The sequence below is a fragment of the Polynucleobacter sp. KF022 genome (genome assembly GCF_027924105.1).
Lineage (GTDB): Bacteria > Pseudomonadota > Gammaproteobacteria > Burkholderiales > Burkholderiaceae > Polynucleobacter.
Map to the genome: position 1 here is coordinate 441,314 of NZ_AP026972.1, position 21,364 is coordinate 462,677.

Here is a 21,364-nt window from a genome sequence, read left to right on the forward strand (position 1 = left end):
GGGTTTGCAAGCACCTCAGAACAAATTGTTGTAAAAATTATTTAGTGGCTTGGGCCGCTTGTAACACCTCTGTCACATGGCCTGGAACCTTAAGACCGCGCCACTCTTTAACCAGATTCCCTGAGGAGTCAAATAAGAAGGTGCTGCGCTCTACGCCACGGACTTGTTTGCCGTACATATTCTTCATTTTCATCACACCAAAGATCTGGCAAAGTTTTTCTTCGGTATCGGCAACTAGCTCGAAAGGGAGCTGCAATTTGCTGCGGAAGTTATCGTGTGACTTGAGGCTATCTCGGGAAACCCCTACCACCAGAGTATTAGCTTTGGTGAATGCTTCAATATTGTCTCTAAATTCTCCGGACTCGGCTGTGCAGCCAGGAGTCATATCTTTTGGATAAAAGTAGAGAACCAGTTTTTTGCCTTTGGCAGACGCAGGTGAAAACGTCAATCCAGAGGTTGCTGGAATCGCGCACTGCGGCATAGGTTTACCGATAGCTACTGTCATGATGATCCTTCTTTAGTTGTCTCTAATGCTTAATGGATTATTAATTATTTTGAATGATTAAATCGCCGCTGCGGTTAGGTATTTCACCCCATGTAAGCGGTAATACAGCTATTTTATCGAGTTGTTTGGTGGCTTCCCAGGATTTGTGAAGTTGGCCCATAGTGACTAGATCATGACCTTGATTTAGCCATCCAGCCAATAGCTGTTCAAAGGCAGGCAAAAGCTTTTGCCCTTCTAGTTCAGCGTGCAGGGTGAAGACTTGGTCGTTAGGGTTGCTTTGAGTAATCTCTAAAAGCTTTTTCACTGCACCAAATTCATCTGCACCGTCGATGCCAATCAACTCATCAAAAGTGGGGAGTGTTGTCGGATATTGGACATGCTTAGCTTTGCCTGAAGACAGATTAAGTCGATAAGGCATGAGGTTTGGTTCTGCTCTGCCATCAGAGGAATAAGCAATACCCCATTGATCGAGCTGCTCAAAAGCTGCCTCATTCATTTGCCAACCAGCGGCACCATAAGTCACTGGTGCATGACCAAAAATTTCTACAAAGCGATCCCAACTTTTTTGCATCATGGCTTTGGTCCATGTCACATCTTGAGTACGCACTGCATCTTGCCAAGCAACGTGATCCCAGGTATGAATGCCAGTCTCGTGACCTGCTTGATCAATGGCACGCATTTCTACTGCAGCTCTCTTGCCAATATCTGGTCCTGGTAGCAGAACGCCATAGAGCAAGGTCTTAATGCCGTAGTGTTCTACAACAGAGGTACGACTTACTTTTTTCAGAAAACCTGGGCGGAATACACGCTTTAAGGCCCAGCCAGTGTGATCAGGGCCAAGACTAAAGAGAAAGGTCGCTTTGAGTCCAAAACGCTCTAGAGTACGAGCTAGATTGGGTACACCTTCTTTGGTGCCGCGTAAGGTATCAACATCAACCTTGAGAGCAATCTTAGCCATGAACTCTTAAATTTACTTATTCTTTATCGACTAAGGTGCGCGCTTTTTCTACGTCTTCACGATACGCTTCAAAAATATTCTTGAGCGCATCAGACATCGTGGTGGTTGGCTTCCAACCCAGTTCGTTCATCGTGTTGTCAATCGCCGGAACACGGTTCTGAACATCTTGATAGCCTTCACCGTAGTAAGCGCCAGATGTAGTTTCCACAATCTTCACTTCATTCGCAGTCTTCGCATATTCAGGAATGCTACGAGCGATTTCTAACATCTGATTCGCTAGTTCGCGAATAGAGTGATTGTTCTTTGGATTGCCGATGTTGTAGATCTTGCCATTTGCAACACCATCTTTGTTGTCGATGATGCGCATTAAGGCGTCGATACCATCGTCAACATAAGTAAAGGCGCGCTTCTGGGCACCACCGTCAACCACGTTGATGGATTCGCCGCGAACAATATGACCCAAGAACTGAGTCACTACGCGTGAAGAGCCTTCTTTTGGTGTGTAAATGCTATCAAGGCCTGGGCCAATCCAGTTAAATGGACGGAAGAGGGTGAAGCGCAGACCTTCCATGCCATAGCCCCAAATCACACGATCCATTAACTGCTTGGAGCAAGCGTAGATCCAGCGTGGCTTATTGATTGGGCCGTAAACCATATTGGATTTAGCGGGATCGAATTCACTATCTTCACACATTCCATACACTTCAGAAGTGGATGGGAACACCAAATGCTTTTTGTATTTGACTGCGGAGCGCACGATCGGAAGGTTAGCTTCGAAGTCGAGCTCAAACACTTTGAGAGGTTGCTGTACATAAGTTGCAGGTGTGGCAATCGCAACTAAAGGCAGAATGACATCACATTTACGAATGTGATACTCAACCCATTCTTTGTTGATGGTGATATCACCTTCAAAGAAATGCATACGTGGATGATTAATTAAGTCACCAAGGCGATCGTTTTGCATATCCATTCCATAGACATCCCAGTCGGTTGTCTCGAGAATGCGCTTTGAAAGGTGGTGACCAATAAAACCGTTAACGCCAAGAATGAGTACTTTTTTCATCTTTACTGCCTCGTTTTAATCTAATTTATTTGCTTACTGGAAACCATTCCAGGATTTCTACCGCTTGATGGTCGCCACAAATGCCGAATACTCGATTATCAACCACTTGGATGCCGCAAACCCCAAGATCGAGATTGGCTGGAAATGCCCCATGTAGGCTGGTACGGGCGACGATCATGGTCTTATTGTCATGGTCTGTAAAAGCGCCTGGATACGGGGGTGCAACTGCTCTGACAAGGTCATGGACCTGTTTGGCAGTCTGATTCCAGTGAATTTGACCATCTGCGGGCTTTCGACCCCCAAAATAGCTACCTTTTTGGAGTTCATTAGGCTTTCGAGGAACTTTGCCCTCTAACAGGCTGGGCAAAGCTTGCTCAATGACGGTCACGGCAGCTTGGCTCACTTTGCCAAATACATCAGTAGCAGTTTCATCTGGGTCGATGCCGACGGCCGCTTGCCCAACAATATCTCCCGCATCCGGCTTTGCTTCCATGACATGCAAGGTTGCTCCAGTTTCAGCCTCACCATGCAAGATTGCCCAGTTGATTGGGGCACGTCCACGATATTTTGGTAGTAGTGAGCCATGCATATTAAGTGCAGCAATTTTTGCGCACTTCAGAATCTGCTCCGGAATCATGAAGCGATAGTAGAAGGAAAAGATGTAATCCGGTGCCAGCGCTTGAAACTTCGGAATGAGGTCTACCAATTCATTTGCATTTGGTGTGATGTATGGAATATTTTTCTCGGCACACAGTTTGGCCACACTCCCAAACCAAACATTTTCATTGGGATCATCTTGATGGGTGACCACGAGGTCAACTTGTATGCCGGCACCGAGAAGTGCTTTCAGGCAATTAACGCCTACATCGTGATAAGCAAAGACGACTGCGTGCAATTACTTTTTCTCTAAAACAGTTTGCACAACATAACGTGGACGTTTGCGAATTTGCTGATAGATACGACCAATATATTCACCTAAAAGACCAAGCCCAAAGAGCATGACGCCAATCAGGAAGAAGGTCAGCGCGAAGAGGGTAAATACTCCCTCAACCTCAGCGCCTAAAACGAAGCGACGTACTAGTAGGTAGGCGAAAAGGCTGCCAGCAGCAAGAGATAAGAGCATGCCGAGAATCGAAAAGATCTGCAGTGGCATGATTGAAAACCCGGTAACCAAGTCAAAGTTTAAGCGAATGAGTTGATACAGGGTGTACTTAGATTCACCTGCAAAACGCTCTTCGTGTTTCACTGAGATTTCCACTGGGTTAGCAGAAAAGGTATAGGCCAGCGCCGGAATAAAAGTATTGCTCTCATCACATTGACGAACCAAATCAACAATGCGACGACTATAGCCACGCAGCATACAGCCTTGATCAGTCATCGTGATGCGGGTGATGTTTTCACGTAAGCGATTCATCGCACGAGATGCAAATTTTCTAAAGAAGCTGTCCTGACGATCGGCGCGAATAGTGCCAACGTAGTCATGACCTTTTAATAATTGCTCTGTCAAAGCATCAATTTCTTCAGGAGGATTTTGTAAGTCCGCATCCAAGGTGATGATGTATTCCCCTTGGGCATATTCAAAGCCAGCCATGATCGCCATATGTTGGCCAAAGTTGCTGTGAAATAAAACTGCTCGAGTGACGTCGGGACGTAATTCCACTTGCTTAGAAAGAATGCCGGCGGAGCGATCTTTGCTGCCATCATTCACAAATACAACTTCATAGGTGATTTTGCGTTTAGCTGCTAGTGCATCTAAAGCGGGATAGAGGCGATCAAATAGAGCCTGGAGGCCATCTTCCTCGTTGTAAACGGGAATAACAATACTGAGTGTTGGGTTGGCAACTAAATTGGCAGTCATGCCGCAATTTTGCCTGATTCTCTGGGCTTAGCCCTAATAACACTAGTTTTTGCGGTATTTCAGCAAAATTCCTACCAAACCCCTGGCTATGCGGCCAATATCCTCATCTCCCATTGCAGGAAACAAGGGGAGGGTGAGGATGGATTTACCGATTCGTTCTGCAATCGGTGTGTCGGAGGTTTTATAGCCTTGGTTTTTATACAGCGTAAAGCCTGTAATAGCGGGGTAATGAACGCCAGTGCCAATACCCAAATCTTTTAACTCAGTCATGACTTGGGCGCGATCTGTATTTAACTGATCAAGCGGTAAAACCACTTGGAACATGTGCCAGTTACTTTCAGTAAAGTTTTCAACTGGAAGTTCTAACTTCAAATTCTCTAATGCAGCAGCTTTTAATTCAGCGCGAATGACATCAAAGTATTGGCGCGCTAAAGCAGCACGACGTGCTTGATATGAGGGAAGTTGCTTGAGTTGCTCAAGACCAATTGCCGCATTCACATCAGTCAAATTATCTTTGCCGCCCAATACATCGACATCCATACCGTCCATACCCTGGCGGGTTAATCCTTGTAGGCGAAATTTCTCAGCAAGCTTTGCCTCATCTACATTATTGAGAACAAGGCAACCACCTTCAACAGTGGTGAGATTCTTATTCGCCTGAAAGCTAAAGCTGACTAAGTCGCCAAAGCTACCAATCTTCTTGCCTTTCCACAGAGACCCAAAGGCTTGTGCGGCATCTTCGATCACGCGCAGATCATGTTGTTTGGCTAATGCGTAAAGTTGATCCATATCGACAGGCAGGCCGGCTAAATAGACTGGCATGATGGCGCGAGTCTTGGATGTAATTGCTGTCGATACTTTGCTGAGATCAATATTGCGTGTGACCGGATCAATATCTACAAACACCGGTTTAGCACCAACACTCAAAATGACGTTCGATGTTGCCACCCAAGAAATAGGCGTTGTAATGACCTCATCACCTTCACCAATGCCTGCGACTTGAAGTGCAATCTTCATAGTTGCTGTGCCGTTAGCAAAACAGCGTACAGGGCGACCGCCAAAGTAGGTGCTTAAGCTGGCTTCAAACTCAGCCAACTTAGGGCCTGAGGTCACCCAGCCAGAACGCAATACTTCTGAAACGGCATCAATGGTTTCTTGATTGAAGCTTGGGCGGGTGAAGGGGATGAATGGCTGGCGAGAGTCTGACATGATGACTTATATTACTTGAATGGCTTACTGCGAAGCTTCTGGATGTTTCACAATGACTCTACGAGAATCACGATCAACTTCTTGCATTGGAAAATTTTGTGCCTGAAGTGCATCAAACTGTTCTGGAACCATGATCGCGTAGGCCGTTTGGTCTTCTTTCCAGCGGGCGATAAATGCATCTAGAGTAGGCATCCAGAGATCTGGTTCTTGCTTAACGCCAAACTCGAGCTCATCTGGAGACTCCACCATGATCATAGTTCTACCTAAATAGAATGGCACGGTGTGATCCAAGAGTCGCACTGAATAGAAATTGACTTTCTCAGGAATGGAAGCCTTTACACGTTCAACTAAATCGATGCCGGAGACTGCGCGACCTAATGTTTCATGACCTGTGCCTGCGATGATGGCACAGAGAAAAAATCCGCAAGCAAAACTCACGATACTTTGAATGCCATTGCGCTTACTTTGCCAAGAGGCATAAATGCTAAAAATAACTAACGCTACCAATGCGGCAATTACCCAGTACGTATATTGCGCATAAGCCTCAATCTCATCAGGTCTAGCTTGCTTGCCAATGGCATCTAAAAAGAAAAAACCAATACAACCAAGAATTGCAAAGCCAAGCGTTTGTAATTTCCATGGCACTGCCATGGTATTAGTGTGACCGAGCAAGCGATCTAAACGGTTGCCAATAATGAGAGCAAGGGCTGGGAAAATGGGGATGATGTAGCCAGGTAATTTAGAACGTGAAACGCTAAAGAACGCAAAGATTACGACAAACCAGCAGACTAACAACCACCCGGCAGAAAATTCGCGGCGGCGTTCGCTCCAGGCTTGCGCAATGGCTCCGGGGATTTGAAGTACCCAAGGAAGCAACCCAATTAACAGTAGTGGTACAAAGTAATAAATAGGACCAGTTCTGCTGTGGGCATCTTGTGTGAAGCGTTGCAGATGCTCATGAATGAAGAAGAATTCTAAAAATTCAGGATTGCGCTGCGCTACCAAAACAAACCAAGGCGCGGTGATTGCTAAGAACAAAATAGTTCCGCTAATTAAGCGTAGTCGAGTCCAAATTTTCCAGTCCCAGGTACTAATGGAGTAAGCCATAAATACCATCGCAGGAATCGCTGCACCAATAACGCCTTTCGATAAAGTGGCGAGCGCCATAAATATCCAGCAAGCCCACATCCAATTTCGGCAGCTGTTTTTGTTGTGGGAGGTTTGGGAGAGTAATAAGCTACACAGAGCAGCCACCAAAAAAGCAGACAAGCCCATATCTAATGAATTGAAGTGGCCGCTGATGATCCACATTGGGCTTGAAGCTAATACCACTGCTGCTAACCATCCTGTTCTGGCGTTATAAATTCGGGCACCAGTAAATCCAACTAAGAGAATAGTCAGAAAGCCTGTTAATGCAGTCCACAATCTCGCTTGCCAATCACCAATACCGAATACTTGAAAAGCTGCTGCAGTTGCCCAAGCTTGTAGTGGTGGTTTTTCAAAATACTTATAGCCGTTGTAACGCGGTGTAATCCAATCGCCGGTAACCAGCATTTCTCGAGCAATTTCTGCATAGCGTCCCTCGTCTGATGGAATGAGGTGGCGGTAGTTGAGAGTGCCAAACCAGAGCAGGGCGTAAATGATGACCAAGAGCAAAATCTTGCCTGGATGGAGGGCTGATGACTGCCGAATTTGGCCAAATTGCATTAAAGAGGCTCCACAATCAGGGCCAGTAAGACTTGACGTCCTTCACCCACCAGAATGTTGTAAGTACGGCAGGCAGCTTGAGAATCCATGATTTCAAAGCCAATTTTGGCTGAAATCAGAGTTTTTAGGAGTTCTGGTTTGGGAAAGCGCTGGTGTTTTCCAGTCCCAATAAGAATTAATTCTGGTTTTAAATCAACGAGTTGCGAGAAGTGATAGGCTTCCAAGTTATCAAATGACTGGGCTGACCACTCTGAGATGGCACCATCCGAGCTCAGGACAACAGCATGGGCGTAAGGAGTCTTATTGATCTCTACGTAACCATCGCCGTAGCCAGTGATCGTATTCGCTCCGGAATGGGGGTCAGATTGAAGCTTCAAGTGGACTCTCTGTCATAATTATGTGGATTATAGCTAGCTGTTTTTTCTCATATTTCAAGAACTTACCCTTTAATTTATTGTGAAACCAATCCGAAAGTCCCAAAAGCTTGATAACGTCTGTTATGACATACGTGGGCCGGTGCTCGAGCTTGCTCAGCGCATGGAGGAAGAGGGTCACAAAATCATCAAATTAAACATCGGAAACGTAGGGGTTTTCGGTTTTGATCCTCCTGAAGAGATTCAGTTGGACATGATCCGCAATTTAAGTAATGCCTCAGCATATTCCGATTCCAAAGGAATCTTTTCTGCTCGTAAAGCAATCATGCAGTATTGCCAGGAAAAGGGTATCCAGGGTGTGACCTTGGATGACGTCTATACCGGCAATGGCGTTTCTGAGCTCATCGTGCTGTCGATGAATGCGCTATTAAATGATGGCGATGAAGTATTGGTCCCAACTCCAGACTATCCGTTATGGACAGCTGCAGTGAGTTTATCGAGTGGCACGCCTGTGCACTATCTTTGTGATGAATCCAAAGATTGGGCTCCAGACTTAAATGATCTGCGTAAAAAAATTACACCTCGCACCAAAGCAATTGTGGTGATTAATCCCAACAATCCTACTGGCGCAATTTATTCCAAAGAAGTTTTGCTTGAGCTGACGCAGATTGCCCGCGAACACGGTTTGATTTTGTTTGCTGATGAGATTTACGACAAGATGTTGTATGACGGTGAGAAGCATATTTCTCTTGCGTCTTTATCGACAGATGTAGTCACTATCACCTTTAACGGCCTATCCAAGAATTACCGTTCATGTGGATACCGCGCTGGCTGGATGATTGTTTCTGGAGATAAAGAAATGGTCCGTGATTACATTGAAGGTCTGAATATGCTGGCTTCGATGCGCTTGTGTGCAAACGTGCCAGGCCAATATGCAATTCAAACTGCACTAGGTGGTTATCAAAGTATTAATGACTTGGTGGGCGACGGTGGTCGTCTTGCAAAACAACGTGATCTCGCATGGAAATTGATTACTGATATTCCGGGTGTGACTTGCGTGAAGCCTAAATCAGCTTTGTATCTATTTCCAAGACTTGATCCTGAGGTATATCCAATAGAAGATGATCAGCAGTTTGTTGCCGATCTTTTGAAGGAAGAAAAAGTATTGTTAGTTCAGGGCTCTGGTTTTAACTGGGGCAAGCCTGACCACTTCCGTGTAGTGTTCTTGCCTCACGAAGATGTGCTCAAGGAGGCTATTGGCCGTCTCGCACGTTTTCTGGAGCGTTATCGTAATAAGCACAGCCGTAAGGCTTCCTCAACTGCAGCAAAGGCATCATGAAACCGATTCAAGTAGGTCTATTAGGTATTGGCACTGTTGGTGGTGGCGTATTCACCGTTCTCGAACGTAACCAGGATGAGATTACTCGTCGCGCTGGCCGTGGTATTCATATTAATACCGTTGCTGATCTCAATGTAGATCGTGCCAAAGAGTTGGTGAAGGATCGCGCACAAGTGGTGAGTGATGCCCGCGCAGTAATTAATAACCCAGAGATTGATATCGTTGTTGAATTGATTGGTGGTTATGGAATTGCTAAGGACTTAGTTCTAGAGGCGATTGCCGCTGGTAAGCACGTAGTGACAGCCAATAAGGCATTGATCGCGGTACACGGCAATGAGATTTTTAAAGCAGCACATGCCAAAGGTGTGATGGTGGCTTTTGAAGCTGCAGTTGCAGGCGGTATCCCCATTATTAAAGCTTTGCGCGAGGGCTTAACTGCCAACCGCATCGAATGGATTGCCGGCATCATTAATGGCACAACGAATTTCATCTTGTCTGAGATGCGAGACAAAGGTTTGGATTTCCAAACAGTTCTGAAAGAAGCGCAACGCTTAGGCTACGCGGAGGCAGATCCAACTTTTGATATTGAAGGCGTAGACGCAGCGCATAAAGCGACCATCATGAGTGCGATTGCATTTGGCATTCCAATGCAGTTTGAAAAAGCACACGTTGAAGGTATTACTAAGTTAGATGCGATTGATATTAAATACGCCGAGCAATTAGGCTATCGCATTAAGTTGCTAGGTATTGCTAAGAAAACACCAACCGGTGTTGAGTTGCGCGTACACCCAACACTCATTCCATCTAAGCGTTTGATTGCAAACGTTGAAGGCGCCATGAATGCCGTGCAAGTATTTGGTGATGCAGTTGGCACCACCTTGTATTACGGTAAAGGCGCGGGTTCTGAGCCAACTGCTTCTGCTGTAATCGCTGACTTGGTCGACATCACCCGCTTATTAAATGCCGATCCTGAGCATCGTGTTCCATATTTGGCCTTCCAGGCAAATGCTGTACAGGACACCCCTGTACTACCAATTGGCGAGATCACTACTAGTTATTACCTGCGCTTGCGCGTGGCCGATCAAGCCGGCGTCTTGGCTGACATCACCAAAATTTTGGCTTCACATGGTGTTTCAATCGATGCGCTCTTGCAAAAAGAAGCTGACGAAGGTGAGAGTCAGACGGATTTGGTAGCTTTGACTCACGAAACCAAAGAAAAGAACATGCTTGCTGCAATTAAAGAGATTCAAGCTCTGAAAACTGTTGCCGGTGAAGTGGTGAAGATCCGTTTAGAAAATCTGTCTTAAGTTAAATTTAGCAAACTACATGCGTTACCAATCTACTCGCGGCAATAGTCCGCAACAATCCTTCTTAGAAATTTTGTTAGGTGGATTGGCGCCTGATGGTGGCTTGTATTTACCGGTTCAATATCCAAAGGTCACTGCAGCACAGTTAGATTCTTGGCGTGGTTTGTCATATGCTGATTTGGCTTACGAAGTTTTAAGTCTGTATGCCGACGATATTCCTGAGGCAGACTTACGTGCACTCTTGCGTAAAACTTATACCGAGCAGGTTTATTGCAATGGACGTCCACAAGACAACGCCAAAGACATTACCCCAATACATTGGTTGGGCGAGGAAAAAGGTACACGTATTGGTTTATTGAGTCTCTCAAATGGACCAACATTAGCCTTTAAAGATATGGCCATGCAGTTGCTTGGCAATCTCTTTGAATACGCTCTTAAGAAAAAAGGTCAGCATCTCAATATTTTGGGTGCAACTTCTGGCGATACTGGCAGTGCTGCAGAATATGCAATGCGCGGTAAAGAGGGTGTAAAGGTGTTTATGCTTTCACCGCGCGGCAAGATGAGTGCATTCCAATCTGCACAAATGTATTCCTTGCAAGATCCGAATATTTTCAACTTAGCGGTAGCGGGCGTCTTTGATGATTGCCAGGATATCGTGAAGGCGGTCAGTAATGATCATGCTTTCAAAGCGAAGAACCAGATTGGTACCGTGAACTCCATTAACTGGGGTCGTGTAGTGGCTCAAGTGGTTTACTACTTCCAAGGTTATTTATTGGCTACCAAATCTAGTAATGAGAAGGTTTCATTTACTGTCCCATCAGGCAATTTCGGTAATGTTTGCGCTGGACACATTGCCCGCATGATGGGTTTGCCCATTGAACATTTAAATGTTGCTACCAACGAGAATGACGTTCTTGACGAGTTCTTCCGAACTGGCGTCTATCGCGCTCGCAAGTCAGCAGAAACGCTGCACACCTCCAGCCCATCTATGGATATCTCTAAAGCGAGCAACTTTGAACGCTTCGTATTTGATTTCATGGGTCAAGATGGCAAAGCAACTGCTGCTATGTTTAAGCAAGTGGATGTGGCTGGCGGCTTTGACATTTCCAAAGATACTGTTTTTAAAGAAATTGGTAAGTACGGCTTCCAATCAGGTCGCAGTACACATGAGAATCGCCTTGCAACTATTCGCGACATTGATCAGCGCTATGGCGTCATGATCGATACGCATACTGCTGATGGTGTGAAAGTTGCACGTGAGCACTTACAAGCGGGTATTCCAATGATCGTCCTGGAGACGGCATTACCCATTAAGTTTGAAGAGACGATTGAGCTTGCTCTAGGTCGTCCCGCCGAGTGCCCACCTGCTTTTAAAGATATTAAATTGAAGCCGCAGCGCGTAGAAAATATCGATGCCGATGTAAATCAAGTTAAAGCTTTCATTACTACGCATCTTGGTTAATTGATTTAACCCAAAGCTTTAAGCAATCAGGAATCACCTTATGACTAAGCCACCGATGTTGACAGCGCAGCAGGCCTTAGACCATTTACTCTCTCATGCAATAGCGGTCAAAGAGTGTGAGAAGGTCAATACACAAGCCGCTTTGGGAAGGGTGCTGGCTGAAGACTTAAAAAGCTTGGTGGATGTTCCGCCGCTGGATAACACCTCAATGGACGGTTATGCTGTTCGCTGTTCGGATACTGCAACTCCAGGTCAAGCGCTCAAGATTGCGCAACGCATTCCAGCTGGTTCAGTAGGCGTGCTATTAGAGTCCGGCACAGTTGCCAGAATTTTCACGGGCGCTCCAGTTCCTCCCGGTGCTGATGCGGTAGTGATGCAAGAAGATTGCACGGTTGATGGGCAGTCCGATCAAGTGACTATCAATATTGCTCCGACGTTGGGTCAGTGGATTCGTCGTAGAGGTGAGGATTTAACGGCGGGTAAGACATGTCTGGTCGCTGGTACATTCTTGCGCCCGCAAGAGTTGGGTATGGCTGCTTCAGCAGGCCAAACTCACCTCAATGTTAAGCGTCGTGTAAAGGTGGCTGCATTCTTTACGGGTGACGAGTTAGCCCTTCCAGGCGAGCCCTTAAAGCCAGGAGGCATCTACAACTCGAATCGCGATACCTTATTGGCCTGCTTGAAGTCCCTGGGTTGCGATGCAACGGATCTAGGTATTGTTCCCGATCGTTTGGACGCAACTCGTGAAGCGTTGCGTAAAGCAAGCAAAGATCACGATTTAATTATTACCTCCGGTGGTGTATCCGTTGGTGAAGAAGACCACATTAAACCTGCGGTGACTGCGGAAGGAAGATTGGATCTGTGGCAAATCGCAATCAAGCCTGGAAAGCCTCTGGCATTTGGAGCGGTACGCAAATCAAATGAGTCAAAAGACGGTGAGGCTTGGTTTATTGGTCTACCTGGTAATCCGGTCTCTAGTTTTGTAACTTTCTTATTGTTTGTTCGCCCATTCATTTTGAAGCTGCAAGGACGCGAAGCCAAACTCTCTCAATCGTATTTAATGCGTGCTGACTTTGATTGGCTAAAAGCCGATCGTCGCAATGAGTTCTTGCGGGTCAAAATAAATGATCAAGGTGGTCTGGATTTATTTCCTAATCAAAGCTCAGGCGTTCTCACTAGCGCATCTTGGGGTGATGGTTTAGTTGATTGTCCGCCAAATCAGCCAATCAAAGCTGGTGATTTGGTGAAATACATTCCTTTTGATGCGCTTCTCAAATAATCGGTTTACGATTAACTCATGAAACTTGAATTACGATTCTTTGCCTCATTGCGTGAAGCGCTTGGACTCTCGCAGGAGAGTGTCACTGTTCCTGCAACAGTGAAGACGATTGCCGAACTTCGGGCGCATCTCATTGAGCGCGGCAACCCTTGGTCTGAAGTATTGGCTGAAGGTAAGGTATTGCGCTGTGCCCTTAATCAACACATGGTTGATGCTGGTACTCCATTGCAAGATGGTGCTGAAGTAGCTTTCTTTCCTCCGGTGACCGGTGGCTAGTATGTCCAATTCATCTATTCGTATTCAGGAAAACGATTTCGACCTTAGTGCTGAAATAGGGACGCTTCGTAAGAATGATCCACGTGTTGGTGCGGTGGTGTCTTTCCTGGGAACGGTCCGGGATATGAATGACGGTAGCCAAGTGAAAGGCATGACGCTGGAGCACTACCCTGGCATGACTGAAAAAGCGTTGCAAGAAATTTTGGACCAGGCTAAAGCGCGTTGGGACATCTATCAAACTCTAGTGATTCATCGAGTGGGTCCGCTCCTACCCGAGGATCAAATTGTTCTGGTTGCAGTTACTAGCGCCCATAGGGGAGAAGCTTTTGCTGCCTGCGAGTTCATCATGGACTATCTTAAAACGGCAGCTCCATTTTGGAAAAAAGAAGACACGCCTGAAGGTGCTCGTTGGGTAGACGCCCGCGTAACTGACGAGGCTGCGATGGCCCGCTGGAATAAAACCTAATCAGTATTTCATTTATCGCAAGTGAGATTCAAATGAAAAAATTAGTTGCCTTGCTATTGACTGGTATTGCCATTGGCGTATGTGCTGCAGAGAGGCCTGTTGTTAAGATTGAAACAGGCAGCTTGCAAGGTGTGATTGAGTACAACATGCAGGCGTTTAAAAATATTCCATATGCAGCCCCTCCCGTGGGTGACTTGCGTTGGCGCCCTCCGCAGCCAGCGCTTGCTTGGAATGGAACACGTGATGCTAGTAAGTTTGGTGGCGACTGTCCGCAGCAATATATTAAAAATCTTAATGATGGTCTTGGTCTGCCAGGTAGCGAGGATTGTTTAAAGCTCAACGTTTTTGCGCCCTCTAAATCTAGTAAGAATTTGCCGGTAATGGTTTGGTTCCATGGTGGCGGTCTAATCGTAGATGGTGCTAAAGATCCACAGTTCACCCCAATCAATTTGGTTAAGAATGGTGTCATCGTTATTACAGTTGACTATCGTCTTGGATCATTGGGCTTTTTTGCTTCAAAAGAGTTGATTGAAGAAGCAAAAGCTAAGGGTGAGCCAGTAGGCAATTACGGCACCATGGATCAAATTGCCTCTTTAAAGTGGGTCAAAAGGAACATTGGGGCATTTGGGGGAGATCCCAATAACGTAACAATCTTTGGTCAATCAGCTGGTGGCAGAAGTGTGACTTGGTTAATGGTTTCTGATGCAGCCAAGGGCTTGTTCCACAAGGCGATTGCCCAAAGTGCACAACAAAGTCCTTTAAGGGGAATAACTGAAAAGCGTTTTGGCTTAACACCAGAAGTGGATATAGGCGCTAAATTTATGGCTTCGCTTGGCGCAAAATCATTAGCCGAGTTAAGAAAATTACCAGTTCAAAAACTAATCCTTGATGGCAACTCTTACTATGCCGGTGAGTTTGGCGGTCCTTTTGTGGATGGTCAGATTTTGAAGGGCGATCCCATTCCTTTGTTTGCCGCTGGCAAGCAGGCGAAAGTGCCTTTCATGATCGGTACAAACTCATTTGATAGCGATTTCATGTTGCCTGGTGAGCCTGCCTTAGATGTCTTTTTGAAGAATGTGCACGAAGACCCAAAGATTATTGAGCAGCTTTATGCCAATGTAAAAGATAAATGCATTTTAAATTCTTTTGTAATCCAGGATTTGATGTATCGCGCCAGTACCAAATTATTGGCAAATAGCATGAATGGCATTGCCCCAGGTTACGCCTATTACTTTGATTACTTAACTCAGAATATTCGAGCCGCTTTACCGGGTGCGCCTCATACTTACGAGATACCTTATGTCTTCGGTAGTTTAGGGTTGGTAACCCAAGCCCCTAAGCAGGTCTTAACGGGTGTGAATCAATGCGATCGAATTGAAAAAGATATTGCTGGGTTCAAAAAAACGCATGTCTGGCCAAAAGACTGGTTTCCAATTGTGGATAAAAATAACCTTCAGGATCAAGTAATGTCAGAGAGGATATCTGCTAGTTGGGCAGCATTTGCCAAAACAGGCAATCCTAATGTGAGTGGTCAGGCGAATTGGCCTACATACAACCTGAATGCGGACGTTATGAGAAATTTTTCACCTGGCTCAGAAACGATTTCGGGATTATTTAAAGAACGGGTGGCTTATCAAGCTCTGCATTTAAGAGAAATCTATGCGATCGAGCGTGTAAAAGATGCTTTCTAAAATTTAAGTAAATAGCAAACCAACCACCCTCAAGGGTGGTTTTTGTTTTTAAAGAATGCCAACTTTTCAGAGCGGGGAAGCTGCTTTAATTTGATCTCTGCTTTTGAGGCTTCAGATCGATCCGGGTGTTCTTGTGTAGCTAAAAGGACAACTGGTCTGCGAGCTCTTGTATAGCGAGCGCCTTGCCCTGAGTTATGGGCTTCAAGGCGATGCTCTAGGCGGTTTGTTATGCCAGCATAGTAAGTGCCATCAGAGCATTCCAGTAGGTAAACAAGCCAGGTCAAAATGGGTCAAATTCGAGTGAAAAAGGGCTCAAAAACCCTTGAAATTGGCGATATTGCCCTTATATTCTATAGATAGATATATGGAGTGCATAAATGAGAATAGATAAATTAACAACTAAGTTTCAAGAGGCCTTAAGTGAGGCCCAAAGTATCGCTTTAGCCAAAGACAACCAATATATTGAGCCAGCCCATGTCTTGCTGGCAATGTTGCGTGATTCTAATGGTGGTGCAAAGAGCTTGCTAACAAGAGCGGGTGTCAATGTGGCCGGCCTCGAAAAAGGTGTAGAAAAGATTATTGGCAACCTTCCTGAAGTGCAGGGCACTAGCGGGGAAGTTCAGGTTGGTCGTGATCTCAGTAATTGGTTGAATTTATGTGAAAAAGAAGCCAATAAGCGAAATGATCAATTTATTGCTGGCGAATTATTTTTGCTGGTAGTGGCCGACGACAAAGGGGAGCTTGGAAAAGTTGCTCGTGAGAATGGCTTAAATCGTAAATCGTTAGAAGCCGCTATTGATTTAGTGCGCGGAGGAGAATCAGTGAATAGTGCAGATGCTGAAGGTCAACGTGAGGCCTTAAAAAAATACACAGTGGATTTAACTGAGCGTGCGCGTATGGGCAAGCTCGATCCAGTGATTGGTCGAGATGATGAGATTCGTCGCACCATTCAGATCCTGCAGCGCCGCGGTAAGAATAACCCCGTACTCATTGGTGAACCGGGTGTAGGTAAGACTGCCATTGTTGAGGGCTTGGCGCAGCGTATCGTCAATGGCGAAGTGCCTGAGACCCTAAAGAACAAGCGTGTCTTGGTATTGGATATGGCCTTGCTATTGGCTGGCGCGAAGTATCGCGGTGAGTTTGAAGAGCGCCTGAAGGCGGTCCTTAGTGATGTAGCTAAAGATGAAGGTCAAACCATCATCTTTATTGACGAGATTCATACGATGGTTGGCGCTGGTAAGGGTGATGGCGCAATGGATGCCGGTAATATGCTCAAACCTGCCTTAGCTCGTGGCGAATTGCATTGCATTGGTGCTACAACCTTAGATGAATATCGCAAGTACATTGAAAAAGATCCTGCGTTAGAGCGTCGTTTCCAAAAAGTCATGGTGGAAGAGCCTAGTGTTGAAGCAACCATCGCTATCTTGCGTGGTCTGCAAGAGCGCTATGAGCTCCATCACGGTATTGAAATCACTGATCCAGCAATTGTGGCTGCTGCTGAGTTGTCACATCGCTACATTACTGATCGTTTCTTGCCGGATAAGGCAATTGATCTGATCGATGAAGCTGGTTCACGCATTCGGATGGAAATTGATTCCAAGCCTGAAGTAATGGATAAACTCGAGCGTCGTTTAATTCAACTCAAGATTGAGCGTGAAGCGGTTAAGAAGGAAAAAGATGAGGCATCTCAAAAACGTCTAGGCCTCATTGAAGAAGAGATCAAGCGCCTTGGTGCCGAATATGCAGACTTAGAAGAAATCTGGAAAGCAGAGAAGGGTGCCGTATTGGGCGCTGCCAATCTGAAGGAAGAGATTGAAAAGGTTAAGGCTGATATCGCCAAGTTACAGCGAGATGGCAAGTTAGAGCAAGTTGCTGAGTTGCAATATGGCAAGCTGCCCGAGCTCGAGGCTAAACTCAAATCTGCTGCGGCTGCTGAAGCGAAGGGCGACAAAGATGGCGTAGTGAAGAATAAATTACTACGTACTCAAGTGGGCGCCGAAGAAATTGCCGAAGTGGTTTCTCGTGCGACAGGTATTCCTGTGTCGAAGATGATGCAAGGTGAGCGCGATAAATTACTCAAGATGGAAGAGCTTTTGCACAAACGCGTGGTTGGTCAGGAAGAAGCTATTCGTGCAGTGTCCGATGCAATCCGTCGTTCACGTGCCGGTTTGGCAGAAGAGAATCGTCCTTATGGATCGTTCTTATTCTTGGGGCCTACCGGCGTTGGTAAGACAGAGCTTTGCAAGGCATTGGCGGGCTTCTTGTTTGATAGTGAAGATCATCTCATTCGCATTGATATGAGTGAGTTCATGGAGAAGCATAGTGTTGCGCGTTTAATTGGCGCGCCTCCAGGCTATGTAGGCTATGAAGAGGGTGGTTATTTAACTGAGCAAGTACGTCGTCATCCATATAGCGTGATCTTGTTCGATGAAATTGAGAAAGCACATCCAGACGTGTTTAACGTACTCTTGCAGGTATTGGATGATGGTCGCTTGACTGATGGTCAAGGCCGGACTGTGGACTTTAAGAATACGGTGATTGTGATGACCAGTAATATTGGCTCCCATTTGATTCAATCAATGACTGATAAAAAGCAATCGGAAATCAAAGAAGCAGTGTTCGAGGAATTGAAAAATCATTTCCGTCCTGAGTTCTTAAACCGTATCGATGAGATCGTGGTATTCCACGGCTTAGACAAAGGTAATATTGCCAATATCGCGAAGATATTGCTCAAAAACTTGTCGGATCGCTTGTCAAAAGTCTATATGCAGCTTGAGGTTAGTGATGCGGCTTTGAATAAGATTGCTGAAGTTGGGTTTGATCCAGTCTTTGGAGCAAGACCGCTGAAGCGGGCTATCCAGCAGTATATTGAGAACCCGGTTTCCAAGATGATTTTGGAAGGTAAGTTCGGTCCTAAGGATGTAGTCCCTGTGGATGTGGATAAGGCGGGCGAATTTAGCTTTTCTCGTCAGGTCCATTAAGTAGTAAAAAAGTATTTCAGCAGGAAAATTCCTGCGCCAGTAAACTCGGAACATGACTGTTGCGCTTAGTAGGCGTGCCAGTGATGTCCGGGTTATTGGTCTCATTAGCCTAGCTCACGGCAGCTCTCATTTCTTTCATTTAGTTCTTCCTCCCATGTTCCCGTGGTTGAAGGACGCTTTTGCATTGAGTTACGCTGAGCTCGGTTTACTCATGTCAGTTTTCTTTGTGGTGTCTTGCATTGCGCAAGCCGCCTCAGGATTTTTAGTGGATCGCATTGGCGCAAGGCCAGTTCTGTTTAGCGGTATTAGCTTGCTAATTCTTGCGGCCCTGGTGTATTCGCAAAGTAATGGTTATGCCATGCTCATATTGGGAGCAGTGATTGCTGGTTGCGGAAACGGTATTTTTCATCCTGTTGATTACACACTCATTAATCATAAGGTGTCACCTCCTAATCTACCGTACGCCTATTCAATGCATGGAGTCACGGGCTACTTAGGTTGGGCGGCAGCGCCTGCCTTCATGGTTGCCATTGCCCAATTCAGCGATTGGCGTATTGCATTCTTAAGCGCAGCTCTGCTGGAGGCTTGTATCTTGGCGGTTCTGTGGGTTAATCGAAGCTATCTTCTAGATAACGTCAAAGAGCGCCATGATGATACTCAAGCAAGCAACCAAGCTGCTAATCCTGGGGTTGCGCAAGAGAGTGCATTCGCATTTTTGAAGTTAACTGCGGTATGGTTATGTTGGATTTTCTTTTTCTTCAGCATGGCTTCTACTTCAAGTCTGCAATCTTTTGCACCAAGTGCATTATTTTCAATCTATCAAGTCCCATTAGATGTGGGAAGTTATTACATCACCTTATTGGCACTTGGTAGTGCTGGTGGTGTTTTGTTTGGTGGATATTTAGCAGCTAAGTTAAAAGCGCCTGAGCGTATCGTGACATCCTGTTTATCTGTAACGATAGTGATGTGCTTATTGCTAGGTACTGGATTTATTCCGGTTGGCCTTATTCCAATCTTATTTTTTGGCTTAGGCTTTGGCTATGGTGTTGTTGCTCCTTCACGAGATCTATTGGTGAAGACGGTAACTCCAAAAGGCGTTGCTGGACGCGTTTACGGAATCGTTTATTCGGGCATTGATTTAGGCGCTGCAGTTGGCCCATTTATCTTTGGCTTCTTTATGGATGCCGGCCTTCCAAAGGCATTATTCCTAGGTATTGTTGCCTTCCAGCTCATGATCATTCCAACGGTATTTAAGGTGTCTGCCGGTATTGCGCCAAAAACCGCTTAGTTAAGCCCTAATAATTTCATAATATGAAATGTCATTACGCTGCGTAAAATGCAGTGCAATCAGCAACCCCTCAATTTATTCCAAACCGTGGACATTCATTCCACATGGTAAAAATATATCCTTAAGTTATTGAATTTAAATAACTAAATATTTTTAAAAATATCCTATATTTTGCTTGCTTGCTTTTTTTAACTGTCTAAACTCTTATATAAGACATAAGACTTGAACTGGTCTTAAGAGTCCTCAAATTTTGAAGTACTTGTTTAACTTAGGGAGAAAAACATGGCAGATCGCAAAGCAGAAATCGCAGCACTACAAAAGGACTGGGATACCAATCCACGCTGGAAAGGTATTACACGTGGCTATACAGCTGAGGACGTTGTACGTCTTCGTGGCTCATTGAAGATTGAGCACACTTTAGCTAAGCATGGCGCAGAGCGTCTTTGGGATTTGGTAAACAATGAAGCTTACGTTAACTGTTTAGGCGCCTTGACTGGTGGCCAAGCAATGCAACAGGTTAAGGCTGGCGTTCAGGCAATTTACTTGTCAGGTTGGCAAGTTGCTGCTGACGGCAATTCATATGCTGCTATGTACCCCGATCAATCTCTGTATCCAGTTGATTCAGTTCCAAAGATGGTTGAGCGTATCAATAACTCATTCCAGCGCGCTGACGAAATTCAAACAGCTAAAGGCATCAATAAAGGTGATCCAGGTTATATCGAGTATTTCGCACCAATCGTTGCCGATGCTGAAGCCGGTTTCGGTGGTGTATTGAATGCATTCGAATTAAGCAAAGCATTGATCAAGCAAGGTGCTGCTGGTGTTCACTTCGAAGACCAATTGTCTTCTGTTAAGAAGTGCGGTCACTTGGGTGGCAAGGTATTGTTGCCAACTACAGAATCTGTACAAAAATTGATCTCTGCACGTTTAGCTGCTGACGTAATGGGTGTTCCAACTATCATTTTGGCTCGTACCGATGCTGAAGCTGCTGACTTGTTGACATCAGACTACGATGCAAATGACAAGCCATTCTTGACAGGCGAGCGTACAGCTGAAGGCTTCTATAAGACACGTAAAGGCTTGGATCAAGCGATCTCACGTGGTTTGGCATACGCTGCTTACGCTGATATGGTTTGGTGTGAAACAGGTACTCCTGACCTCGAGTTTGCTCGTCAGTTTGCTGAGGCAATTCGTGCGAAGTTCCCAGGCAAGATGTTGGCTTACAACTGCTCACCATCTTTCAACTGGAAGAAGAACTTGGACGACGCAACCATTGCTAAATTCCAACGTGAGTTAGGTGCCATGGGTTACAAGTATCAGTTCATCACATTGGCTGGTATCCACTCTATGTGGTACAACATGTTTGACTTGGCTCAAGACTACATGCAGCGCGGTATGACTGCATACATCGAGAAAGTACAAGAGCCAGAATTCGCTGCTCGTGATCGTGGTTACACATTCGTTTCACATCAGCAAGAAGTTGGTACTGGTTACTTCGATGACGTAACTACTGTTATTCAAGGTGGTAAGTCTTCTGTAACTGCATTGACTGGTTCTACTGAAGAAGAGCAGTTCCACTAAGAAATCCCTAAGTAGTACGT

The 21,364-nt window shown here is 45.5% G+C and carries 19 protein-coding genes; 10 read left to right on the forward strand and 9 right to left on the reverse strand.

The genetic code is table 11. The features are described 5' to 3' along the window. Positions 1–37: 37 nt before the first annotated feature. The 8 genes from PKF022_RS02390 to PKF022_RS02425 are packed head-to-tail and all read right to left on the reverse strand — an operon-like array spanning position 38 to position 7,677. Complete coding sequence (locus PKF022_RS02390) at positions 38–505, reverse strand: peroxiredoxin (RefSeq protein WP_215348566.1); 468 nt, start codon at positions 503–505, stop codon at positions 38–40. A gap of 40 nt (positions 506–545) precedes the next feature. Then, entirely contained in the window at positions 546–1,463 is a 918-nt protein-coding gene (locus PKF022_RS02395; protein ID WP_281777079.1) for a polysaccharide deacetylase family protein, read from the reverse strand. A gap of 16 nt (positions 1,464–1,479) precedes the next feature. Further along, positions 1,480–2,526, reverse strand: a complete 1,047-nt coding sequence (locus tag PKF022_RS02400; RefSeq protein ID WP_216231417.1) for a bifunctional UDP-4-keto-pentose/UDP-xylose synthase — start codon at positions 2,524–2,526, stop codon at positions 1,480–1,482. 25 nt (positions 2,527–2,551) lie between these two features. Then, a complete protein-coding gene (locus PKF022_RS02405; protein ID WP_281777080.1) occupies positions 2,552–3,421 on the reverse strand; it encodes a formyltransferase in 870 nt (289 codons plus the stop codon). Further along, positions 3,422–4,384: a glycosyltransferase gene (locus tag PKF022_RS02410; protein ID WP_281777081.1), complete on the reverse strand. Its 963-nt coding sequence runs from the start codon at positions 4,382–4,384 to the stop codon at positions 3,422–3,424. 42 nt (positions 4,385–4,426) lie between these two features. After that, positions 4,427–5,593: a DegT/DnrJ/EryC1/StrS aminotransferase family protein gene (locus tag PKF022_RS02415; RefSeq protein WP_281777082.1), complete on the reverse strand. Its 1,167-nt coding sequence runs from the start codon at positions 5,591–5,593 to the stop codon at positions 4,427–4,429. A 24-nt stretch (positions 5,594–5,617) separates the two neighbouring features. Then, positions 5,618–7,300 (reverse strand): glycosyltransferase family 39 protein, encoded by a 1,683-nt coding sequence (locus PKF022_RS02420; RefSeq protein WP_281777083.1) that lies wholly within the window; start codon positions 7,298–7,300, stop codon positions 5,618–5,620. Beyond that, a complete protein-coding gene (locus PKF022_RS02425; RefSeq protein ID WP_281777084.1) occupies positions 7,300–7,677 on the reverse strand; it encodes an Mth938-like domain-containing protein in 378 nt (125 codons plus the stop codon). Before PKF022_RS02425 ends, PKF022_RS02420 begins: the two co-directional genes overlap by 1 nt. A 79-nt stretch (positions 7,678–7,756) precedes the next feature. Between PKF022_RS02425 and PKF022_RS02430 the strand changes: the two genes are divergently transcribed. From PKF022_RS02430 to PKF022_RS02460, 7 genes are read left to right on the forward strand one after another with little or no spacing between them, the layout of a single operon-like run. Beyond that, a complete protein-coding gene (locus tag PKF022_RS02430; protein ID WP_215348581.1) occupies positions 7,757–9,013 on the forward strand; it encodes a pyridoxal phosphate-dependent aminotransferase in 1,257 nt (418 codons plus the stop codon). Beyond that, positions 9,010–10,320 carry a homoserine dehydrogenase gene (locus PKF022_RS02435; protein ID WP_281777085.1) on the forward strand — a complete coding sequence of 437 codons (1,311 nt, stop codon included), beginning with the start codon at positions 9,010–9,012 and terminating at the stop codon, positions 10,318–10,320. The genes PKF022_RS02430 and PKF022_RS02435 overlap by 4 nt, the downstream gene beginning before the upstream one ends. Positions 10,321–10,339: 19 nt before the next feature. Beyond that, entirely contained in the window at positions 10,340–11,782 is a 1,443-nt protein-coding gene (thrC, locus tag PKF022_RS02440) for a threonine synthase (protein WP_281777086.1), read from the forward strand. A gap of 55 nt (positions 11,783–11,837) precedes the next feature. Then, positions 11,838–13,061, forward strand: coding sequence for a gephyrin-like molybdotransferase Glp (gene glp / locus PKF022_RS02445; protein WP_281777454.1), 1,224 nt, complete (start codon positions 11,838–11,840; stop codon positions 13,059–13,061). 18 nt (positions 13,062–13,079) lie between these two features. Next, on the forward strand, positions 13,080–13,337 hold the full coding sequence (gene moaD / locus PKF022_RS02450; protein WP_281777087.1) for a molybdopterin converting factor subunit 1: 258 nt from the start codon (positions 13,080–13,082) through the stop codon (positions 13,335–13,337). 1 nt (position 13,338) lies between these two features. Continuing rightward, positions 13,339–13,803, forward strand: a complete 465-nt coding sequence (gene moaE / locus PKF022_RS02455) for a molybdopterin synthase catalytic subunit MoaE (protein ID WP_281777088.1) — start codon at positions 13,339–13,341, stop codon at positions 13,801–13,803. Between the two features lie 32 nt (positions 13,804–13,835). After that, positions 13,836–15,494, forward strand: coding sequence for a carboxylesterase family protein (locus tag PKF022_RS02460; protein WP_281777089.1), 1,659 nt, complete (start codon positions 13,836–13,838; stop codon positions 15,492–15,494). A gap of 29 nt (positions 15,495–15,523) precedes the next feature. On the opposite strand, the gene PKF022_RS02465 is transcribed toward PKF022_RS02460, so the two are convergent. After that, positions 15,524–15,778, reverse strand: a complete 255-nt coding sequence (locus PKF022_RS02465) for a GIY-YIG nuclease family protein (protein WP_068322262.1) — start codon at positions 15,776–15,778, stop codon at positions 15,524–15,526. A gap of 93 nt (positions 15,779–15,871) precedes the next feature. Between PKF022_RS02465 and clpB the strand changes: the two genes are divergently transcribed. The 3 genes from clpB (at position 15,872) to aceA (ending at position 21,344) form a co-directional block, all read left to right on the forward strand. Continuing rightward, positions 15,872–18,475, forward strand: a complete 2,604-nt coding sequence (clpB, locus tag PKF022_RS02470; protein ID WP_281777090.1) for an ATP-dependent chaperone ClpB — start codon at positions 15,872–15,874, stop codon at positions 18,473–18,475. Positions 18,476–18,527: 52 nt separating this feature from the next. Next, entirely contained in the window at positions 18,528–19,763 is a 1,236-nt protein-coding gene (locus tag PKF022_RS02475) for an MFS transporter (protein ID WP_281777091.1), read from the forward strand. A gap of 282 nt (positions 19,764–20,045) precedes the next feature. Beyond that, on the forward strand, positions 20,046–21,344 hold the full coding sequence (gene aceA / locus PKF022_RS02480) for an isocitrate lyase (RefSeq protein ID WP_068322277.1): 1,299 nt from the start codon (positions 20,046–20,048) through the stop codon (positions 21,342–21,344). Positions 21,345–21,364: the final 20 nt, after the last annotated feature.

Bases quoted from the DNA above. Each gene is read 5' to 3' on its own strand.
- PKF022_RS02390 (WP_215348566.1), bottom strand. From the start codon at position 505: ATGACAGTAGCTATCGGTAAACCTATGCCGCAGTGCGCGATTCCAGCA.
- PKF022_RS02395 (WP_281777079.1), bottom strand. From the start codon at position 1,463: ATGGCTAAGATTGCTCTCAAGGTTGATGTTGATACCTTACGCGGCACC.
- PKF022_RS02400 (WP_216231417.1), bottom strand. From the start codon at position 2,526: ATGAAAAAAGTACTCATTCTTGGCGTTAACGGTTTTATTGGTCACCAC.
- PKF022_RS02410 (WP_281777081.1), bottom strand. From the start codon at position 4,384: ATGACTGCCAATTTAGTTGCCAACCCAACACTCAGTATTGTTATTCCC.
- PKF022_RS02415 (WP_281777082.1), bottom strand. From the start codon at position 5,593: ATGTCAGACTCTCGCCAGCCATTCATCCCCTTCACCCGCCCAAGCTTC.
- PKF022_RS02420 (WP_281777083.1), bottom strand. From the start codon at position 7,300: ATGCAATTTGGCCAAATTCGGCAGTCATCAGCCCTCCATCCAGGCAAG.
- PKF022_RS02435 (WP_281777085.1), top strand. From the start codon at position 9,010: ATGAAACCGATTCAAGTAGGTCTATTAGGTATTGGCACTGTTGGTGGT.
- thrC (WP_281777086.1), top strand. From the start codon at position 10,340: ATGCGTTACCAATCTACTCGCGGCAATAGTCCGCAACAATCCTTCTTA.
- glp (WP_281777454.1), top strand. From the start codon at position 11,838: ATGTTGACAGCGCAGCAGGCCTTAGACCATTTACTCTCTCATGCAATA.
- moaD (WP_281777087.1), top strand. From the start codon at position 13,080: ATGAAACTTGAATTACGATTCTTTGCCTCATTGCGTGAAGCGCTTGGA.
- moaE (WP_281777088.1), top strand. From the start codon at position 13,339: ATGTCCAATTCATCTATTCGTATTCAGGAAAACGATTTCGACCTTAGT.
- PKF022_RS02460 (WP_281777089.1), top strand. From the start codon at position 13,836: ATGAAAAAATTAGTTGCCTTGCTATTGACTGGTATTGCCATTGGCGTA.
- clpB (WP_281777090.1), top strand. From the start codon at position 15,872: ATGAGAATAGATAAATTAACAACTAAGTTTCAAGAGGCCTTAAGTGAG.
- PKF022_RS02475 (WP_281777091.1), top strand. From the start codon at position 18,528: ATGACTGTTGCGCTTAGTAGGCGTGCCAGTGATGTCCGGGTTATTGGT.
- aceA (WP_068322277.1), top strand. From the start codon at position 20,046: ATGGCAGATCGCAAAGCAGAAATCGCAGCACTACAAAAGGACTGGGAT.